Source organism: Phycisphaerales bacterium (genome assembly GCA_020852515.1).
Classification (GTDB): Bacteria; Planctomycetota; Phycisphaerae; order Phycisphaerales; family UBA5793; genus UBA5793.
Map to the genome: position 1 here is coordinate 104,008 of JADZAS010000005.1, position 18,832 is coordinate 122,839.

The window sequence follows — 18,832 nt, forward strand, 5'->3', positions numbered from 1 at the left end:
CGGACTTATCGGAGGTTCACCGCCTCGGGCATGAAATCCTCAAGTTCGTCTCGCGGCGCTATGGCTCGCTGCCCGGCTGGCGGCTCACGTGGTAGAGGCGCATCTCCAGCGCCGCCGCCTCGCTCCCTCTGGCCGGCGTCGAACTCGCCCGCAGGTCGAGCGACCAGCCGTGCAGCCGGGCCTGCTCGAGCACTTCGCCCAGACCGCGATCGGTCACGATCAGCCAGACCATCTCCCTGCCTTCAACCGCCTCGGCCAGTTCGGCCGGCGAGGCGAGCACCGGCTGCGAGCGGTGCAGCATCACCTGCAGCGGCGCCACGCCCGTGCGATAGAACTCGAGCGGAAGCGGCTGGGCTTCGATCTCCGGCCGAACCTCGCGGGCAAACTCCCAGAGTGATTCCGACAGTGGATGTCTCACTGCATACGCGTTGAGGCGCTCGTGCACGATGAGCGCTGCCGTGGTGAGCGCCGCGGTGGCGAGGATGAGCGCCGGCTGCCGGGCGGCGAGTCTCCAGCCCAGATGCGCCAGGCACCACGCCGTCACCAGCGACGCCGAGACATACGCCGAAGCGATGTAATCGGCCCGCTTGCCCGCAGAGAGTGTGAACGCCAGCACGACGAGCACCGTGTAAATCACGCCGCTGCGCATCCATTGGCGCGCCGGATCCACCGCCGTGCCCTCGGCCCGAATCGTTCCGCGGCCGCGCCGCAGGTCGATGAGCGCGCCAAAGAAAAAGACCGACCACGGCAGGAATCGCGTCACGAAGTAGAGCGGCATGTTCAGCGCCGTTCGCAGCAGATCCCATGGCCCATGCTTCACGCCCTCATCGCCCGTGCCCATCGCGCGATCGACGAACTCCTCGCGAATGAGCGTGTTGTAGAGGTGATCGGGATTGACCCACCACACGAGCCCCAGCCAGGCCACGGTAACGCCCAGCACGAGCGGCAGGCCCCAGTGCGCGCCGCACTGCCGCAGCGCCCAGCCCGCTCGCCGCAGCCGCGCCGCCGGGCCGCTGCCTGGCTCGGCTGTAAAGCAGCCCAGCGCCACGATGAACAGCGGAATGAGCAGGGCCGGCGGGCCTTTGGTCAGCACCGCCAGCGCGCACGCGATCCAGACCACCGCCCGCCACCGGTTGCGCTTCGCAGCGCCCGCCGCGCCGCTGAGCACCACCGTCGCGCCGATCCAGCCCAGCACGAGCCAGAGCGACAGCAGCGTGTCCGGCCGCACGAGCACGCTGAGTTTGAACCACGCGTAGTTCGACGCGAGGATCATCGCGGCGAGCGGCCCGGTCAGGCCTTTCGGATCGATGTGCTCGCCGAGCTTCCACAACAACGCGCACACCACCACGTACGCCAGCAGACTGGGCAGATGGTGCGGCCACTCCCATCGGCCCTGTGTGAGTTGCACCGCCGGCGTCGCGAGCCAGTTGTACAGCGGCGGCTTCGTCGCCGGGTACGCGCCCTGCTGCATCGGCAGCACCCACCGCCGCCAGTCGCCCGCGTGCAGGGCGAGATCAGTCGTATAAGCGCTGGTCTTTTCCTGCGTCTGGTCGTGCAGGTCGCTCGGTCCGGTCAGCCTCGCCGCGGGGACCAGCGCGCAGATCAAGACAGCCGCGATTGCAAACCAGCGGCTCCATCCACGTCTGACTGGCTTTTCGCGGTCCACGATGAAATTCATCTCACTGGCATGAAACGCAGCATAGCCGGGGAAGGTCGTTCCGGGTTTCCGCCCGGCGCCCATTATCGGCAGTGCGGTTTCGAAAGCACCTTAAGCGACGCCCCGATCGCGCCGAATTGAATTGGGCAACATGTATCTCTCTCCCACCCAACCCGTTGCGCGAATGTCCGGCCTGGCGACCGGCCCCGCGCCCGAATTCTCCGGCTGCCTCCACGACGCGGTCAGAACGGGATTCGGAGGCCACGGCGGCGATGACTTCCAGCCCGGACCCGAACCGATCGACCTCTTCCCCGCGTGGCTCGCGGGAGGAATCGTCGTCGGCCTGAGCTGCGTCTTCTGGATCGGGCTGCTGACCATCGTCGGCTGGATCGTCTGATCCATCGCGCCGCCATCGCCCGGCTCATCGCACATCCCGTATCATGAACACGGCCCGGTTTCCGCCGCGCCTCGATTCATCTACGGAGAGCGCCGTGACCCTGCTTCAAACGAGAATGGCGGCGAACATGCTTCGCGCGGCGCTGCTCATCGGGATGTGCGGCGCGGCGATCACGTCGTGCACGCAGCCGCCTTCGCGGCGCACCGTGGTGGTGTACACGAGCGCCGACCAGGAGTACGCGGAGGTCATTTTCGCCGCGTTCCAGAAAAAGCATCCCGAGGTCCTCGTGCTGCCGCGCTACGACTCCGAGGCCACCAAGACCACCGGCCTCGTCGAGCGCCTCCGCGCCGAGCGCGACAACCCGCAGGCCGATGTGTTCTGGTCGAGCGAGGTGTTCCTGACGCAGAAGCTCGCCGACGAGGGGCTGCTCCAGGCGTGGGAGAGCGATGCCACGCGCGACTGGCCGGCGATCTTCCGCGATCCACAGGGGCGCTGGTACGGCCTGGCCGCCCGCGCGCGCGTCGTCGCCTACGACCCGGAGCGCGTCAAAGACCCGCCGCGCTACTGGCGCGACTTGGCCGACCCGCGCTTCAAAGGCCGCGTGGTCATGGCCGATCCGAACTACGGTACGACGCGCGGCCACGTCGCTGCGTGGTTCGTGCTCTGGGGCACGGACAAGGCCACCGAGTTCCTCGAAGCCCTCAAGGCCAACGACATCCGCATCGTCAGCGGCAATTCGCAGGCCGCCCGCGAAGTCGCGCAGGGCCTGGCCGATCTCGCCCTGACGGATACCGATGACGTCTGGGCCCTGCAGCGCAACAGCCATCGGATCTCGCTCGTGTATCCGCGCCACGGCGACCGGCTCGGGCACGGCACGCTTTTCATCCCCAACACCGTCAGCCTCGTGGCCGGCCGGCCCGACAACCCCGATGCGCAACTCTTCGCCGAGTACCTGCTCAGCAGCGAATGCCAGAAGCTGCTCAACGAGAGCGACTCGCACAACATCCCGATCCTGCCGCGCGAGCAGTTGGATGAGTTCCCGACGGATGCGCGTTACGTCGTGCCCGACCCGCTGATGGTGAACCCGGCCGACGCCGCCGCCGTGATGGACGCGGCCATGCAGGCCGTGGACGCCATCCTGCTGAGTCGCGACCGCTGACACCCGTGCATCCTGTGGAGATGCCCGTCGTCGGCCCGTACCGTTGCCGCATGCCTCTGGTGCTCTACAACACGCTGACCCGCTCGGAGCAGGCCTTCGCACCGGCTCATCCGCCGCGCGTCACGTTCTACTCCTGCGGGCCCACCGTCTACGACTTCGCCCACATCGGCAACTTCCGCTCCTTCCTCGCCGCGGATGTCCTGCGCCGCTACCTCGAGTTCAGCGGCTACCAGGTCCGCCAGGTCATGAACATGACCGACGTGGGGCACATGGTCGATGACGAGGCGGCCGACGGCGGCGGGCCGGACAAACTCGAGATCGCCCGCCAGCGCCTGCTCGAATCGAAGAAGGCGGGCAAGCTCCCACCGGGCGTGAGTCTCGATCCCGACGACCCGTACGCGATCGGCTCGTTCTACGCCGAAGCGTTCCTGGCTGACGCGCGCGTGCTGGGTCTCAAGGTCGCCAGCGAGGTACTTGACGATCCGAGCATCATGCCGCGCCCCACGCAGTATGTGCCGCAGATGATCGCCCTGACGCAGAAGCTCATCGACACCGGGCACGCCTACGTGGCCAGCGACGGCGTGGTCTACTTCGACGTGCAGTCGTTCCCGCAGTACGGCCAACTGTCGGGCAACACCCTCGAACAACTGCGCAGCGGCGCCGGCGGGCGCGTCGATGAAGCGAACCAGGCCGTGAAGAAGCACCCGGCCGACTTCATGCTCTGGAAGCCCGATCCGACGCACCTCATGCGCTGGCCCAGTCCGTGGGGCGAGGGCTATCCCGGCTGGCATCTCGAATGCTCGGCCATGGCGCTGGACCTGCTGGCCCGCGGCGGCGAGGCGACCATCGACCTGCACAGCGGCGGCGAGGACAACATCTTCCCCCACCACGAATGCGAGATCGCCCAGAGCCGCGGCGCCACCGGCGCTGATCACTTCGCCCGCCACTGGTTCCACCCGCGCCATCTCTTCGTCGAAGGACAGAAGATGAGTAAGAGCAAGGGCACGTTCTTCACCGTGCGCGACCTGCTCGCGCGCGGCTACGGGCCCGCCGCCATCCGGCTCGAACTCATCAAGACCCATTACCGCTCCAACGCCAACTTCACCTTCCAGGGGCTCAAGGACACCCAGCGCATGACCCAGCGCTGGCGTGCCTTCGTCGAGCGCGGCGAGTCGAGCGGCTCGGACCGCCCGGCCGACGAGGCGGTGCTGCGCGAGTTCAGCGAGGCGATGGACAGCGATCTCAACATCGCCGGGGCTTTGGGCGCGATAAACAAGTGGATCAGCCAGACGCCAGAGCCGTCGCGCGCCGATGCGGCGATGATGCGCCGCCTCGACAACGTGCTGGGCGTGCTCGAACTGCCCGAGCAGGCCGACGCGGCACTGCTCGATCGCCTCGGCATCGCGCCGACGGGCGAGAGCATCGACGCAGCGCAGGTCGAGCGCCTGATTGCCGAGCGCAACGCCGCCCGGGCCGGTCGCGACTTCAAGCGGGCCGACGCGATCCGCGATGAACTGGCGTCGATGGGTATCGAGATCAAGGATGGCCCGCAGGGCACGATCTGGACCCAGCGGCCGCGCTGAGCCGAACGCACACCTCAGATTCGAGGCGATGAAATGACACTGAACCTGCTGCTGAAAACGAAACTTGTTTCACGGGCCGCGCTCGCGTGCGCGATGATGGCCCTGATCGCCGCCGCACCGGGCTGCAAGAACAACCAGAAGAAGCCGCCCAAGGAAGCTCCGGAGGGAGAAGAGGCGGCGCCGGCCGAGCCCAAGCCCAGCGTCCTGCTGCCCGACCCGCGCAACACCGTGCCCGCCAGCGGCGAGATTCAGCACGTCGCGCTCATCTACAGCGTCTCCGGCCGGCGCATGCTCGGCCACTTCGTGCGCTACGACAACCCCGGCAGCGCGCCCATACTGCTGCTGCTCGATGAGCACGTGGATGCCTGGCTCCAGCAGCGCGCTGAGGCGTATGCGCGGCTGGGCTACAACGTGCTCTGCCCCGATCTCTCCGAACTCGCGGGCGAGACGTTCGATCAGCCCGTGCTCGACAACGTCACCGCAGCCATCGCCGAAGCCGAACGCCAACTCGGCCGCACTCCCGTGGGTCGCTATGCCGCGATCGGCTGGGGCAAGGGCGGCGGACACGCGCTCACGCTGGCCCGCTACATGGACCTCGAAGCGCTGGTCATCTGCTACGGCCCGCTCATCACCACGCCCGAAGCGCTGCAGAAGGTCCGTGAGCCGATCCTGGGGATCTTCGGCCGCCTCGACACCGAGGTGCCGCCCGAGCGGGTCGAAGAATTCCGCGGCATTCTGCAGCGCATGGGCGGCCGCTTCGAAGGCAACGTCTGGAGCGATGAGGGCCACAACTTCATGCGCGCCCCCAACGACCCGACCAACGCCCGCGAGGCGGACGTCGAGATCATCAGCTGGTTGGATACCTACTTCGTGCCCTGAGCGGCCTGCGCTCGTGCGCGGCCCCGCGCCGCGGCGCTATTTCTCCGCGATGAGGTACGACACCCATCCCGCACACACTTCCCCCTTGGTGCTCGGGCGGAAGATGCCGTTGCCTTCGCCGTCTTCATCGCTGCCTTCCCAGTAGACGGTGCTGCGGGCAAAGCCGGCCTCCGCCAGGAGTTCTCGGATCTCGGCGATCGACCACAGTCTCCAGTCGTAACTGAACGCCTTGTTCAGTTTCGTGCCGTCGGGAAAGCGGAAGTGGATGTGGCAGAGCGTCTCGCTGGTGATGGGGTTGAAGTGCGCCTGGTCCCAGACGTAGGTGAAGCCGGCGCACTTGCGCGGCTCCTCCATGACGTCCTGCGCTTCGTAGCCGCCGTAGCAGTCGAGGTAGAACAGTCCGTCGTCCTTGAGCCCGCGCCGAGCGGCCCTGAAGTAATCCAGCAGCATCGCGCGCGATTTGAAGATGAAGTAGCTGAAGTTGAACGCGGCGATCACATCCGCCGGCCTGGCCCGCACCTTCATGACGTCGTCGCAGATGAGTTCAACGCGCGTGCGCTCCTCGTCGCTGAGCCAGGAGAGGTTGTTGGCGATGGCCCATTGCAGCGTCGGGCGGTCGAGATCGACGCCGATGGACTGGTTGGTGCGCCGCCCGCGAACCCAGGTGCAGGCCATGAACGCCGTGCCGCAGAAATCTTCGCGCAGCACGGAGGGCAATCTGCCGCGCCACTTGCGGAAGGTGCGATCGATGAACTCGATCTCCGCTTCGGGGTTCTGCACAGCGCGCTCATAGAGATGGTGCTTGTCGGCGGTGGCGGCGGTGTAGGTGGCCCGCCGGCGCGACGGGGCTGAGCCGCGCTTCTTCGTTTTCGCTGCTGTTTTGGGCATGGGCCGACAGTGTAGCCGCGAAACCGCCTCGCAACCGCGCGGCCGCGCCGGGTCGTGAAGCGATTCGGCCTCGTCGAATGGCGAAGCGCAGCGCCTGCTACGAGCCCTGAGTGCAGCCGCGAGCAAACGCTACGGCTTCGGTTCGGCCAACCAGATGCGCCGCAGCACCGGGCCCAGCGCATCATCCTCCTGCCGGGCCGCGAGGTCCGTCAGGCCCTTCTCGATCAGCTCGGGCCGATCGGTCAGGTGGCCCACGTACGCGAGCAGCAGGCCGGACTCGATCGCCGCGCCCGGCCGGGCGATCATCTGCTCCAACTCCGCCGCGATCGCATCCAGGCGCTCGGGCGGGGGCAGCAGGTTGCTCTCATAGCGCGAGTTGATCAGTTCCGGGTGCGCCTCGAAGAGCCGGCGCAAACCCAGCGCCGCCGAGCGGTACTTGCCCGAGCCGAGTTGCGCATGCGCGCGGCCCGCCAGGGCCAGCGGATGCTGCGGCGTGTAGTACAGCGCAATGTCGAACCAACTCTCGGCGTCGAAGAAGCGGCCTTCGCTCAGCGCCGTCTCCCCCAACCGCACGCGCTCAGCGAACTGGCTCGTGTTATCGCCCGCGAGCGTCTTGATCGGCGGCAGCGGCTGGGTCAATTGATTCAGCCGCGTCTCATCGAGCGATTCGAGCGGGCTTGCCGGCGGCTGGATTGGCGCCTCGACGCCGCCTGGAGCGCTGATGCCCAACACATCGCGCGAGAAGTCGCGCATGCCCGAGATGTTCTCGGCGCTGTAAGCCTGTCCCGGCTCGGGGAGTTGCCCGCGCGGCGCGGTGAGGCGCGCGACGTAGTCAGCGTACGCATCCTGCCCGGCCAGGAGCGGCTCGGCGGCGCTGGGCGAGGCGGCGGACTGGGCGGCGATGCGGTTCGTCCAGCCCTCGGCAAAAGCTACGCCGTCGAACGTGCGGTCGATGCCGCGGGCCAGAGCATTGTGCGTCACGCCCGGAGTGGTGGCCGTGCGTTCATTGTCAGGCGCCGGCCACGGCGTCGAAGGCCGCAGCGCCCCGCTGGCCGACGCGGCAAGCAGCGACGTGCGATTGAGCAGCGGATCGACGGAATTGATCGCCGCGAGCGTCAGCGGGCTGAGTTGGCGCTCCACCGCCGAACCGGTCGTCGCGTCGAGCGATTCGGTCGCGGCGCTGCGGTTCGGGCGGAACTGCTGCACCGAAGCGCTCGCTTCAAAATCAGGCAGCCCCGTGCCGTAGCGGGCCCGCGCGATCTGCTGCAGGCTCGCGCCGCTCATCGGCGTGAGCACCGTCGCCCCGGCCGCATACGGTGAGTCGCCGCGCTGCCTGAGATCAGGAATCTGGTACGAGCCGAGCATGCCCGGCTGGTGAGGCGCGCCGCGCCGCGGCGCAATGTTTGAATAGAACGAATCGCGTTCGAAGTCGTAGAGACGCCCCCCGGCGGTGCTCCCGCGAAACGCGAACGGGCTCGTGTAGCCCACGTCGCCGCGGAAACTTTTGCCCCCAGGGGCCGTGCCCGTCACGATCGCCTCGTTGATGCGATTGAGCAGGAAGCCCTGCTTGGGCTGGTTGTAGCGGCCGCGCGTGCTCAGATTGGCGTCCAGCGCGCGGCCGTCGCCAAGTGCATTCTGTGCAGCAGCGATCGGCGCCAGGCACAGCATGGCGCCCGCCGCGGCTGCGCTGAGCATCCGTTGCAACGTTCGGGTCATTTCGACTGGCATGCTTCACCTCCGCTGCCAGGGCAGAGACTGGCGTGATCGCTTGCGTCAATCAATGATAGCGCCGCGCCGGCGCACCGGGCCTCGGCGGCGACCAGAGCGCAGCGAGAGCATCGCGGCGCCGGCCCGGTTCATCGGGAGAAATGGCTACTCAGTGAATCTCTTCGGCGGGCACGTCGGGCATGCCGATGGCCACAGCCATCTGGCGCGCCTTATCGAGCGACGCGGGCACGAGACGATAAACAAAATCGCCGACGCGCCAGGCGTAGTACGCGCCCCGCGCATCGCGCGCCGCCTCGCGATTGGTCGGCGTCACGAGGTACGCACGGCCCTCGACGATCGCGGCTGAATGGGTGAGATCGGAGGGCATGGAGTGCTCGATCCACACGCTCAGCGTGCTCGGCCCGTTCGTGTATCGCAGGTGCACGGAATCGACCGTGCCACTGCCCACGCTGCAGTTGCCCGCCTCGGCGAACTCGAATCCGAAAGCGGTCAGGTCCGGCAGCGTGACGTTCCACTGCAGTTCATCGGCGAAATACTGCTGCAGTTGCTCGCGGCCGTGCAGCGTGAACTTCTGCCGGGCGTAGGTGGCGTCGCTCTCGCAGCGGCGATGTTCGTCAATGGGGAAGCCCAGCGACCCGTCGTCGGTGCTGATGTCGATCTGCGGCGCGCGGAACCAGTCGAACCAGTCCGCCCGCCCGCTCAGGCCGATGACCACCGCCGCTCCGACGAGCAGCACGAAGCCCGCCGCCAGCCCCGAAGGGGCCAACAGCCGCCGCGGCGCCCCCCGACGCATCCCAGGCGCCGCTGCCGCCGTGCCCGCCAATCGAAGGGCCGGCTGCGCCACCTGCGCCTGAACCGCGGCGCGCACATCCTGCGGCGCCGAGACATCGCCCATCACGCGCCCGACAGCGCCGCGCAGGCGCCGCTCAAACGCGATGAACTCCTGGTCCTGTGGGCGCGCTGCAAGATGCGATTCGAGCGCCTGAACTTCCTCGGAAGTCAGTTCGTCGTCAGCGGCCCGGCGGAGGAGGTTGGTCGTCTCGGAGAGGTTCATGGGGACACCTGTCAGCGTGAGGTCTGGTGCATTAGCCCGGCTCTCTGCCGGATGTTCGCCTCACGCGGTGCTGGCATTACTGGGCTTCGGCCCCGTCATCTTCTACGCGAATGCCAACTTCGGCTGCCAGCGGACCGAGTTGCTGGACCAGTGCGGCACGAGCCCGGAACAGACGGCTCATCACGGTGCCGATTGGAACATCCACGATTAACGCGATCTCCCTGTACTTCATTCCCTCGACCCCCCACAATAGGAGAACTTCCCGGTACTCCGGGTTAAGGGAATTGATGGCCGATTTGAGGCGGTCATCCACGTGTTCCCAGTCCATCGAGGCCAGATCCCAGGCCGGCTTCGACTCGTCCGGACCCGGGCTGGCGCTGGCGTGCTGGTGGATATTCTCGGACGCCGCCGGCCCCCGCTGCTCCCTAACCACCCGGCTGTAAAACACGTTACGGAGAATTTTGAACAGCCACGGCCGGATGCCCCCGCCCTTGGGCTCGAAACGCTCCGACGCCCGCAGAGCCTTGAGAAAAGTTTCCTGAACCAGGTCGGCAGCGTCCTCCGGCCGCCGGGAAAGCTGCATCGCCATGCGATAGACCGCATCGAGATGTTCCAGCGCCTGCGCTTCGAATTCGCGCCGATCCAATCGCTCTGCCCTTTCGTCAGCCCCGTGCGCGGCGACCGCCCGCGCACCCCGGTCCGATGACATCCTATCGCTACAATGGCCCTCACTCGCCCCACGGAACGATCATGAGCGCCTCGCGACGCACTTTCTACATCACGACCCCGATTTACTACGTCAACGACCGGCCCCACATCGGCCATTCCTACACCACGACCGTCTGCGACGTCGCCGCCCGCTTCCACCGTTTCCTCGGCCTTGACGTCTTTTTCCTTACCGGCACCGACGAGCACGGCGTGAAGGTCGAGAAATCCGCCGCCGATCAGGGCGTCACGCCGCTGGAGCTGGCTGACAGGAACGCCGCTCAGTTCCAGCGCGTCCTGCAGATGCTCGATTTCACCAACGACGACTTCATCCGCACCACCCAGACCCGCCACACTCTGCAGGTCGAGCGCTTCGTCCAGCGCCTCATCGCCAGCGGTGATATCTACCTCGGGCAGTACGAAGGCTGGTACGACGAGGGGCAGGAAGAATTCGTCCCCGACACCCGCGCCAAGGATCAGGACTACAAGTCCGCCGTCTCAGGTAAACCCCTCGTGCGCATGCGCGAAGACAATTACTTCTTTCGCCTGAGCGCCTACCAGCAGCGCCTCGAGCAGCTGTACCGCGACCAGCCTGAATTCGTGCGCCCCGAAGCGCGGCGCAACGAAATGCTCGGCCGCCTGCGCGACGGGCTGCAGGATGTGCCCGTGACGCGCACGAGTTTCACATGGGGCATTCCCATTCCCGGCCAGGACAAGCACGTCCTCTGGGTCTGGCTCGATGCGCTCTCGAACTACGTCACCGCGCTCGGGCTCGGCCTGGAGCCGGGCGAGACCGATCTCGTGCCCCGCGACCGCGCTCGATTCTGGCCTGCCGACTACCACGTGATCGGCAAGGAGATTCTCTTCTTCCATGCCATCTTCTGGCCGGCGATGCTCATGGCTCTCGACTTCCCGTTGCCGCGCTGCATTTACGCCCACAGTTTCTGGATCAGCGAAGGGCGCAAGATGAGCAAGAGCCTGGGCAACTTCATCGACCTGCCCACGATTCAAGGCTACATCGACTCGTTCAGCCTCGACGCCTTCCGCTGGTTTCTCATCACCCAGGGGCCGCTTGGCTCGACCGACACCGACTTCGCCCGCGCCAAATTCATCGACGTCTACAACAGCGATCTCGCCAACACGCTGGGCAACTCGATCAGCCGCGTCGTGAACATGATCAGCAAGTATTTCGACGGCCGCGTGCCCGAGCCGGGTGCGCACACCGTCGATGGATTCGACTGGCCGGGTATCACGCGCACGGCCGTCGATCGCATGACCACCGCGATGGGCCGCCTCGAACTGAGCGAAGCGATGGATGCGGCGCTAGGGCTCGTGCGCCAGGTCGATGCGTTCATCGACGCAACCCGGCCGTTCACGATGGCCAAGGATGAGAGCAAGCGCGCTGAACTCGCCGCCGTGCTCTACCAGTGCGCCGAAGCGCTGCGCATCGCATCCATGCTGCTCTGGTGCGCCCTGCCCAACAAGATCGAGCAGGCGTGGCGGATGCTCGGCCAGACGATCGATCCGTCCAGCGGCACCCTGCGCGACTTGTGCGCCTGGGGCGGACTCAAGCCTGGGACCACGCTGACCAAGGGTGATGCGCTGTTTCCGCGGTACGCTGAGCCAACAGCCTAGCGGGGGTTCACCGATGCCCAAGCCGAGGTTCGGCAGTAAGTCGCTTCTGATGATGACTGCCGCCCACGTTGGCATGCAGACGGTGTCCACGGTGTTCCTGGCCTTTGCCATCCTGTTGTTGAATTGGCGGGAGAATCCAATGCGCGGCATGTGGGCGCTGTCCCTGCTGCCTTGCGCCGCGTACCCAGTGTGTTTCATCGGGTATTTCGCGATGTATTGCTTCTTTTACGAGTGGTGGAGCACCCCGCGTTGGCGATCGCTCGACTGGTGGCTGGCGGCGATTGGGTGTGTCGAGGTACTGGTCGGGATCTGGCTCTGCGTGCGATACCAGCTCGCAGCCTGGGCCAGCGTGTAGTCGACGCGCCATGGCACCACTGGGTTGAACTCCCGTGCTTTGTGCCCGCAGGCTGGCTGATATGATCCGGCCATGAAGATCGGCCTGGCGCAGATCAACCCGACCGTCGGCGACATCGAGGGCAATGCGCGGCTCATCACCGCCGCCATCGACTCCGCCCGCCGCGCCGGCGCCGAGATCGTCGCCGTGCCCGAACTGGCCATCCTCGGCTATCCGCCCAAGGACCTGCTGCTCAAGCGCGGCCTGGTCGCCCGATGCGAACAAGCCGTGCGCGACATCGCCGCCGACTGCACCGACATCGCCGCCATCATCGGCTCGCCGCGGTCTCATACGAGCCCGACGGGCCGGGGCCTGCACAACAGCGCTGCGCTGTGTCGCAGCGGGCGCATCGAACTCTGGTACGACAAGCGACTGCTGCCGACCTACGACGTCTTCGACGAGTCGCGCTACTTCGACCCCGGCCGGCAGGCGGGCGTGTTCGAGCATCGCGGCCGGCTCATCGGCCTGGCCGTGTGCGAGGATTTCTGGAACGACGAAACCATCTTCCAGCGCCGCCTCTACGCCGAGGACACCGTCTCCGACCTGCTGGGCTGCGGCGTCGAACTGGTCATCAACATCTCGGCTTCGCCGTTCGTCGTCGGCAAGCCCGAGTTTCGCAGGCAACTCTTCGGCCGCATCGCCTCGCGCCTCCACGGCCCGGTCGCGCTGGTGAACCAGGTGGGCGGCAACGACGATCTCGTCTTTGACGGCTACTCGATGGTGCTCGGTTCCGACGGCGGACTCATCGCCGCCGCGCGCGGCTTTGCCGAAGATCTGCTGCTCGTCGATCTCCCCACCGATCAGCGCCGCGATTTTGAGTCCGACGACCTCGCCGACCTCTTTGATGCGCTCGTGCTGGGCGTGCGCGACTACATGCGCAAGTGCGGCTTTGCCGGCAGCATCGTGGCGCTCAGCGGCGGGATCGATTCGGCCATCGTGGCGGCCATCGCGCGCGCGGCGCTCGGCCCCGACGCCGTGCGCGGCGTGGGCATGCCCAGCCGATTCTCCTCGCCTGGGTCGATCGACGATGCACGCGACCTGGCGGATCGCCTGGGCATCCGCTTTGACCTGCTGCCCATCGAGCCGGTTCACGAGTCGATGCTGCAACTCGTCAAGCCCCTCTTTGACGAAACCGGCCAGCCGCCCGGCGTCGCCGAGGAAAACATCCAGGCCCGCATCCGCGGCAACGTCGTCATGAGTTTGTCCAACAAGACCGGCGCCCTGCTGCTCACCACCGGCAACAAGAGCGAACTGGCGGTGGGCTACTGCACGCTCTATGGCGACATGGCCGGCGGCCTGGCCGTCATCTCCGATGTGCCGAAGACCACCGTCTACAAACTCGCGCGGTGGATGAACGAACATCCGCAGCGCTGCGGCCTCACGGAGCCGCCCATCCCCGAGAGCACCATCACCAAGGCGCCCAGCGCCGAACTGCGTCCCGACCAGACCGACCAGGACACGCTGCCGCCATACGACGTTCTCGACGAGATCATCCTGCGCTACGTCGAGCGCTGCGATGATGTCGACCGGATCATCGAAGAGACGAAGATCGATGCCGATCTCGTTCGAAACGTCTGCCGCATGATCGATCGCAACGAATACAAGCGGCGGCAGATGCCGGTGGGATTGAAAGTGACCGGGCGCGCATTCGGCAGTGGTTGGCGCATGCCGATCGCGGCGCGCGGCGTATGACTCGAACAGCCGGAGTTGCCATGCCCAGCCCAGGAATCATCTCTGCAAGTCTGACTCTGCTCGCGTGCCTCGCCGCAGGATGCCACCGCTCGGCCATCCGCGAGATCGAGCCTCACCCCTGGCTCGTGGAGTTGGATTGGCTTTGCGGCGACTGGACAACGCATGCACGGCCCGACGGCTCTCGCACGGAAGAGCACTGGATGCCGCCCTCGAGATGGCACATCTTCGGCATCGGTCGAACGCTTCAGGACGGCAAAGAGGTCTTCGTCGAGTACCTGCGCATCAGCGCTGAAGGGTCGCAGGTGATCTACTACGCCGCACCGGGCGGCCGCCTGCCCGCCACGCCGTTCCGCGCCATCGAGCGCGGCCCGACGCGCGCGGTGTTCGAGAATCTCGAACACGACTATCCGCAGCGGATCATCTATGAACTTCAGCCCAGCGGGGACATCAGGGCTCGCATCGAAGGAGTCGTGGACGGGCAGCAGAAGAGCTCGGACTGGTATCTCAGCCCGGCGCACTGACGGTTCAGGCCGGGCGTCGTGGTCCGGAGGTCGGCTCCCTGGCCTGAGTCTGATCGAAGGCTGCAACCGGCGGGCCACGCCGAAGCGCGATGCGGGCCCGGAACTCATCTGTCCGTCGCTTACGCGCTCGCGTGGCCTGCGCTCCCAGAGCCTCGCTTGACCCCGGCACCCGCGCCTCGGCACTCATCTACTTGGCACGAATCCTTCGCCGATGATGTACATCTCGGTGGACTCATTGCGCGAGGCCTTGGGCTTGAAGCCCTTGACCTTGTCGAAGCGCGCTTTGCACTCGTCCAGAAGCGCCGGGTACTCCGCGCCCTCGAACACCTTCACGACAAACGACCCGCCCGAGCGAAGCACGTCGGCCGCCAGCTCCAGCGCCCGCCGGGCCAGATGGATCGACTGGTAGTGATCGCTGTGGTGGTGTCCGGTCGTGGAGGCCATCATGTCGGACATGACGAGATCGAAGTGCCGCTGGTTCGTCAGATTGAGGATCTCCGCCGCCGTGATCTTGAACACGTCGCCCTCGCGCGTCACCAGCGCTTCATCGCAGAACTTGAGCGGCCGGCGGACGGGTTTGAGATCGAATCCCAGCACGAGGCCCCCCTTGGCCGCCGGGCCGATGTGCTGGCACGCCACCTGCAGCCACGCCCCGGGCGCGCAGCCGAGGTCGAGCACGTACTCGCCGGGCTTGATGAGCCGTTTTTTTTCGAGGATTTCCTTGAGTTTGAACGCCGAGCGCGCGACGTAGCCCAGGCGTTTGGCTTCCCGAAAGTAGTGATCCTGCACTTCGCGCGTTGCCGCCATGGCCAAGTGTAGCCGCAGGCGGCGCCGGCCTGACGTGTCCGAAGCGCTCACCCTCCGGGACGCGTCGCATCGCCGGCCGACCGGTACCATGAAGCATCACCGCTGCGCCGCAACGGCGCCGCCGCTCTTCCAGGAGACAGCACATGACCCGCCGCGTCATCTCCCACCTGCTCGCACTGACGCTTGTCCTTGTTCTCGCCCCGCTGTCCCGGGCCGCGCTCGCGCCCGACGAGCACTGGAAGGGCGAGATCACGCTGCCCGGCGGTGTGCAACTCGCCCTTATCGTGCACTTCCACCCCAGCGCCGACCAGCCCGGGCAGTGGACCGCCACCCTCGATATCCCCCAGCAGGGACTCAAGGATGCGCCGATGGCGGATGTCACCTACACCGACACCGAGCTGGCGTTCACGCTCAAGATGGCCGGCGCTGTCTTCACCGCCAAAATCGACGAGACCGGCCAGAGCGCCGAAGGTCAACTCGCGCAGCACGGCATGACCTTTCCCATGCACCTGCAGCGCCAGAGCGCTGAAGAGATCGCCCGGCAACTCGAGGCGGAAAAGCCCAACCGGCCGCAGACGCCGCAGCCGCCCTTCCCCTACGAAGTGCGCGAGGTCACCTATCGCAACCAGGTCGACGACATCACCATCGCCGGCACGCTCACCATCCCCGACGGCGAAGGTCCGTTCCCGGCGGTGGTCATGATCACCGGCTCGGGGCCGCAGGATCGCGATGAATCGCTCAAGCAGCACCAGCCGTTCTGGATCATCGCCGATTATCTCTCGCGACACGGCATCGCGGTGCTGCGCAGCGACGATCGCGGCGTGGGCGGCACGAGCGGCTCAGTCTCTGACTCCACCAGCGAAGGCTTCGCGCGCGATGCGCTCGCCGGCGTTGCATACCTCAAGACCGTCGATCGCATCAATCACGAGCACATCGGCGTGATGGGCCACAGCGAGGGCGGCATCGTCGGCCCCCTCGCCGCTTCGCAGTCCGACGACGTCGCGTTCGTCGTCACGCTCGCGGGAACCGGCCTGCCCGGCAGCGACATCCTCCGCCTCCAGACGCGGCTGATCGCGGCGGCCAGCGGCATGTTGACGGATAAACAACTCGATGAGATGGAAGAGACCCAGAAGGAGGCGCTCGCCTGCATCATGAGCGACGCTCCCAGACAGGAGAAAATCGACATGGTCGTCGCGCTGATGCGAGAGCAGGGCATGGCGGCGGACGACGCCACGCTCAACGCGCTCGCCGAGCAGCAACTCGCGCAGATGAATTCGGCGTGGTTCAAGTTCTTCTATACCTACGACCCGCGACCGGCATTGCGCAAGGTTACTTGCCCGGTGCTCGCGATCAACGGCTCGCTCGATCTCCAGGTGCCGCCGAAGGAAAATCTCGAAGAGATCCGCAAAGCCCTCACTGAAGCGGGCAACAAGGACTTCACCATCAAAGAACTCGAAGGACTCAACCACCTCTTCCAGCACGCCACCACCGGCTCGCCCGACGAGTACGGCAAGATCGAGGAGACCTTCGCGCCCGAAGCGCTCGAACTGATCGCCAACTGGATCAACACCCGCTTCGGCGGAACGCCCGATGCCGGGGCCGCGCCGGCGACGATTCAGTGAAATCTCGCTTGCAGGGGACTGTTTCGTCGCGACCGATGTTGCGACTCAATAGACCGAATCCGGGAAGTAGTAGCCCTTGGCGTTCTCCGGCGTAATGAGTTCGACGTCGATCATCAGGTGGCGCGGCATGAACTGGCTCACCGCCTCGCGGTGGCCGTCGCGCAGGTTCGACACGGCCATGTGAATGCCGGTGGCGATCATCGACGGCGGGTAGGTGATGTCGGCCGGGAACATGGCGTTCCCGTCCATGACCATCTTGACGACTTCCTTCATTCCGGCGCCGCCGAGCATCCACATTTCCTTCTCGCGGCCGGCTTCGCGGATCGCCTTGTAGGCGCCCATGGCGATGTCGTCGTCCTGAGCCCAAACGGCGTCGATCTGCTTGTGCTTGACGAGGAACGTCTGCATCACTTCGAGACCCTTCTGCCGGTTCCACATCGCCGGCTGCTGGCCGAGGATCTCGATGTCGGGATACTGCTTGAAAACTTCCAGCGCTGCATTCACGCGGTCGCTGTTGACGGTGCAGGGGATGCCTTCGAGGATGACGATCCTGCCCTTGCCGCCGAGGCGATCGACCATGTACTGCGCGCTCTTGCGGCCAAAGGCCTTGTTGTCGCCTTCGAGGAAGAGATCGGCGACCGGCTCGAGGAAGCCGCGATCGACGTTGACGATGTAGATGCCCCGCTCATGGGCCCGCTTGGCGATGGGCGTGATGGGCGCGCTCTCGGTGGCGAGCACGACGAGGCCGTCGATGCCCTTGACCATCATGTTCTCGATGTCGCTGATCTGCTTCTGGGGCGTGGTCGCGGTGGCGAGGGTGAAATCGACCTCGGGGTAGAGTTCCTGGGCCTTCTTGGCCCACCACACGACCCCGGCCGTCCAGCCGTGGTCCGCGGCGGGGATGGAGATGCCGATGCGGAGTTTCGCAGAGCTGGGCTGCTCGATGGTGTTTTCTGGAGCGGAGGAACTCGGCGAGAGTGCCGTGGGATTCTCAGCGGCTCGCCATGCGGGCAGCGCGACGGCGGCGAGCGCGAAAGCGGCGATAGAGAGCGACAGATGACGGAACGTGATGCCGGACATGGGTACTCCTCCAGTTGGTGAGGGGAGTATATCGGCTCCGAGTATCGGGGAGGCCCGATCCTGGCGCACGAAACAGACCCGCAGCGCTCGGCTGCGGGCCTGTCGAGGCAAAGGGGGGGACTCTCGCCTCTGAATCCGAAAGCGTTCGTATCGACTTCGACGGCGCCATGCCGGGCCGGCCACACGTGCTCAAGCCGGCATCGCTCTCAACGCCAGATGGAGTATGGTTGAGAAGTCCACATACCACTCGTGCGCCACGAGTTTCCGGTCGGGACTCGCGTGCAGTGCAAAACAACGGTCCGCGTCGAGTACCCGGCCGGAGGCGCCACTTACCCGATTCAGCGCAGAAAGGGACCCGAGTCCGCAGTCCTTTTGCAGAGTTTCTTACGAAGTCATACCCGGTTGTGCCTATTTGATGCACTCGGCATCTGGCTGGACGGTCGGTATAGTTGTCGTCGATAGAGAGACATGACAGGGCGGCGCCCCTGTGCGGAGGAGCCGAGATGAACCTCAATCGTTCATCCACCTCGGGAGTCGACACCCTTTGGGAGACCGTCTGCGAGGATGTGCGACTGCTCGCCGAAGCGCTGATGCGCCGCGAGCGGCCCGGCCACACCCTCCAGGCCACCGCCCTGATGAACGAGGCCTACCTTCGGATCACGCGGCGATCCGATGTGCACCAGGTCTCCCGCATCGAGTTCCTCCAGATCGCCGCGCAGGCCATGCGGCGGGTGCTGGTCGATCACGCACGCCTCAAACTGGCGGATAAGCGCGGCGGCAAACTGCGGAAGATCACACTCGATTCCGCTGTTCACTTCGGACAACCCGATCTCGACCTGGCAGACCTTGACGAAGCCATGGACCGTCTGGCCGAGCTCAGCACCCGCCAGGCGAAGGTCGTCGAGATGCGGTTCTTTGGTGGCCTGACGATGGCTGAAGTGGCGCAAGCGCTGGGGGTCTCGAAGCGCACGGTTGAAAGCGACTGGGCGTTTGCGCGAGCGTGGCTCCGCCAGGAGCTCAAGAGGTAGAAG

Annotated in this window: 17 protein-coding genes; 10 read left to right on the plus strand and 7 right to left on the minus strand. The window is 66.1% G+C overall.

Features of this window, described 5'->3' with window-relative positions; all coding sequences use genetic code 11:
* Positions 1-58: 58 nt before the first annotated feature.
* Entirely contained in the window at positions 59-1,606 is a 1,548-nt protein-coding gene (locus IT430_03295; protein ID MCC6906944.1) for a glycosyltransferase family 39 protein, read from the minus strand.
* Between the two features lie 202 nt (positions 1,607-1,808).
* Between IT430_03295 and IT430_03300 the strand changes: the two genes are divergently transcribed.
* From IT430_03300 to IT430_03315, 4 genes are all read left to right on the plus strand, one after another.
* Complete coding sequence (locus IT430_03300; GenBank protein ID MCC6906945.1) at positions 1,809-2,054, plus strand: hypothetical protein; 246 nt, start codon at positions 1,809-1,811, stop codon at positions 2,052-2,054.
* A 94-nt stretch (positions 2,055-2,148) separates the two neighbouring features.
* Complete coding sequence (locus tag IT430_03305) at positions 2,149-3,213, plus strand: extracellular solute-binding protein (protein ID MCC6906946.1); 1,065 nt, start codon at positions 2,149-2,151, stop codon at positions 3,211-3,213.
* 20 nt (positions 3,214-3,233) lie between these two features.
* Positions 3,234-4,796, plus strand: coding sequence for a cysteine--tRNA ligase (locus IT430_03310; protein ID MCC6906947.1), 1,563 nt, complete (start codon positions 3,234-3,236; stop codon positions 4,794-4,796).
* Between the two features lie 33 nt (positions 4,797-4,829).
* The gene (locus IT430_03315) at positions 4,830-5,675 is read left to right on the plus strand and encodes a dienelactone hydrolase family protein (GenBank protein ID MCC6906948.1); all 846 of its coding nucleotides are present in this window, start codon (positions 4,830-4,832) and stop codon (positions 5,673-5,675) included.
* 36 nt (positions 5,676-5,711) lie between these two features.
* Here IT430_03315 and IT430_03320 read toward each other — a convergent pair whose 3' ends face one another.
* From IT430_03320 to IT430_03335, 4 genes are all read right to left on the minus strand, one after another.
* On the minus strand, positions 5,712-6,563 hold the full coding sequence (locus tag IT430_03320) for a hypothetical protein (GenBank protein MCC6906949.1): 852 nt from the start codon (positions 6,561-6,563) through the stop codon (positions 5,712-5,714).
* A gap of 129 nt (positions 6,564-6,692) precedes the next feature.
* The gene (locus tag IT430_03325; GenBank protein MCC6906950.1) at positions 6,693-8,279 is read right to left on the minus strand and encodes a hypothetical protein; all 1,587 of its coding nucleotides are present in this window, start codon (positions 8,277-8,279) and stop codon (positions 6,693-6,695) included.
* A 160-nt stretch (positions 8,280-8,439) separates the two neighbouring features.
* Positions 8,440-9,345 (minus strand): hypothetical protein, encoded by a 906-nt coding sequence (locus IT430_03330; GenBank protein ID MCC6906951.1) that lies wholly within the window; start codon positions 9,343-9,345, stop codon positions 8,440-8,442.
* A 76-nt stretch (positions 9,346-9,421) separates the two neighbouring features.
* Positions 9,422-9,991 carry a sigma-70 family RNA polymerase sigma factor gene (locus IT430_03335; protein ID MCC6906952.1) on the minus strand — a complete coding sequence of 190 codons (570 nt, stop codon included), beginning with the start codon at positions 9,989-9,991 and terminating at the stop codon, positions 9,422-9,424.
* A gap of 104 nt (positions 9,992-10,095) precedes the next feature.
* Between IT430_03335 and IT430_03340 the strand changes: the two genes are divergently transcribed.
* The 4 genes from IT430_03340 to IT430_03355 all read left to right on the plus strand — a co-directional run bounded on the left by IT430_03340 (position 10,096) and on the right by IT430_03355 (position 14,292).
* Positions 10,096-11,685, plus strand: a complete 1,590-nt coding sequence (locus IT430_03340; protein ID MCC6906953.1) for a methionine--tRNA ligase — start codon at positions 10,096-10,098, stop codon at positions 11,683-11,685.
* 13 nt (positions 11,686-11,698) lie between these two features.
* On the plus strand, positions 11,699-12,040 hold the full coding sequence (locus tag IT430_03345; protein ID MCC6906954.1) for a hypothetical protein: 342 nt from the start codon (positions 11,699-11,701) through the stop codon (positions 12,038-12,040).
* A gap of 72 nt (positions 12,041-12,112) precedes the next feature.
* The gene (locus IT430_03350; protein ID MCC6906955.1) at positions 12,113-13,771 is read left to right on the plus strand and encodes an NAD+ synthase; all 1,659 of its coding nucleotides are present in this window, start codon (positions 12,113-12,115) and stop codon (positions 13,769-13,771) included.
* 20 nt (positions 13,772-13,791) lie between these two features.
* Complete coding sequence (locus tag IT430_03355) at positions 13,792-14,292, plus strand: hypothetical protein (GenBank protein ID MCC6906956.1); 501 nt, start codon at positions 13,792-13,794, stop codon at positions 14,290-14,292.
* A 183-nt stretch (positions 14,293-14,475) separates the two neighbouring features.
* Here IT430_03355 and IT430_03360 read toward each other — a convergent pair whose 3' ends face one another.
* Complete coding sequence (locus tag IT430_03360) at positions 14,476-15,099, minus strand: RlmE family RNA methyltransferase (GenBank protein ID MCC6906957.1); 624 nt, start codon at positions 15,097-15,099, stop codon at positions 14,476-14,478.
* A 143-nt stretch (positions 15,100-15,242) separates the two neighbouring features.
* On the opposite strand from IT430_03360, the gene IT430_03365 reads away from it, so the two are divergent.
* The gene (locus tag IT430_03365) at positions 15,243-16,721 is read left to right on the plus strand and encodes an alpha/beta fold hydrolase (GenBank protein ID MCC6906958.1); all 1,479 of its coding nucleotides are present in this window, start codon (positions 15,243-15,245) and stop codon (positions 16,719-16,721) included.
* 45 nt (positions 16,722-16,766) lie between these two features.
* Here IT430_03365 and IT430_03370 read toward each other — a convergent pair whose 3' ends face one another.
* Positions 16,767-17,801, minus strand: coding sequence for an ABC transporter substrate-binding protein (locus IT430_03370; GenBank protein ID MCC6906959.1), 1,035 nt, complete (start codon positions 17,799-17,801; stop codon positions 16,767-16,769).
* Positions 17,802-18,304: 503 nt separating this feature from the next.
* On the opposite strand from IT430_03370, the gene IT430_03375 reads away from it, so the two are divergent.
* Complete coding sequence (locus IT430_03375; protein MCC6906960.1) at positions 18,305-18,829, plus strand: sigma-70 family RNA polymerase sigma factor; 525 nt, start codon at positions 18,305-18,307, stop codon at positions 18,827-18,829.
* The last annotated feature ends 3 nt before the right edge of the window (positions 18,830-18,832 follow it).

Excerpts from the sequence above, each read along its gene's own strand:
- IT430_03300 (MCC6906945.1), top strand. The coding sequence starts at position 1,809 with ATGTATCTCTCTCCCACCCAACCCGTTGCGCGAATGTCCGGCCTGGCG.
- IT430_03330 (MCC6906951.1), bottom strand. The coding sequence starts at position 9,345 with ATGAACCTCTCCGAGACGACCAACCTCCTCCGCCGGGCCGCTGACGAC.
- IT430_03360 (MCC6906957.1), bottom strand. The coding sequence starts at position 15,099 with ATGGCGGCAACGCGCGAAGTGCAGGATCACTACTTTCGGGAAGCCAAA.
- IT430_03345 (MCC6906954.1), top strand. The coding sequence starts at position 11,699 with ATGCCCAAGCCGAGGTTCGGCAGTAAGTCGCTTCTGATGATGACTGCC.
- IT430_03375 (MCC6906960.1), top strand. The coding sequence starts at position 18,305 with ATGAACCTCAATCGTTCATCCACCTCGGGAGTCGACACCCTTTGGGAG.
- IT430_03350 (MCC6906955.1), top strand. The coding sequence starts at position 12,113 with ATGAAGATCGGCCTGGCGCAGATCAACCCGACCGTCGGCGACATCGAG.
- IT430_03315 (MCC6906948.1), top strand. The coding sequence starts at position 4,830 with ATGACACTGAACCTGCTGCTGAAAACGAAACTTGTTTCACGGGCCGCG.
- IT430_03365 (MCC6906958.1), top strand. The coding sequence starts at position 15,243 with ATGACCCGCCGCGTCATCTCCCACCTGCTCGCACTGACGCTTGTCCTT.
- IT430_03310 (MCC6906947.1), top strand. The coding sequence starts at position 3,234 with ATGCCCGTCGTCGGCCCGTACCGTTGCCGCATGCCTCTGGTGCTCTAC.
- IT430_03355 (MCC6906956.1), top strand. The coding sequence starts at position 13,792 with ATGCCCAGCCCAGGAATCATCTCTGCAAGTCTGACTCTGCTCGCGTGC.
- IT430_03340 (MCC6906953.1), top strand. The coding sequence starts at position 10,096 with ATGAGCGCCTCGCGACGCACTTTCTACATCACGACCCCGATTTACTAC.
- IT430_03320 (MCC6906949.1), bottom strand. The coding sequence starts at position 6,563 with ATGCCCAAAACAGCAGCGAAAACGAAGAAGCGCGGCTCAGCCCCGTCG.
- IT430_03325 (MCC6906950.1), bottom strand. The coding sequence starts at position 8,279 with ATGACCCGAACGTTGCAACGGATGCTCAGCGCAGCCGCGGCGGGCGCC.
- IT430_03370 (MCC6906959.1), bottom strand. The coding sequence starts at position 17,801 with ATGTCCGGCATCACGTTCCGTCATCTGTCGCTCTCTATCGCCGCTTTC.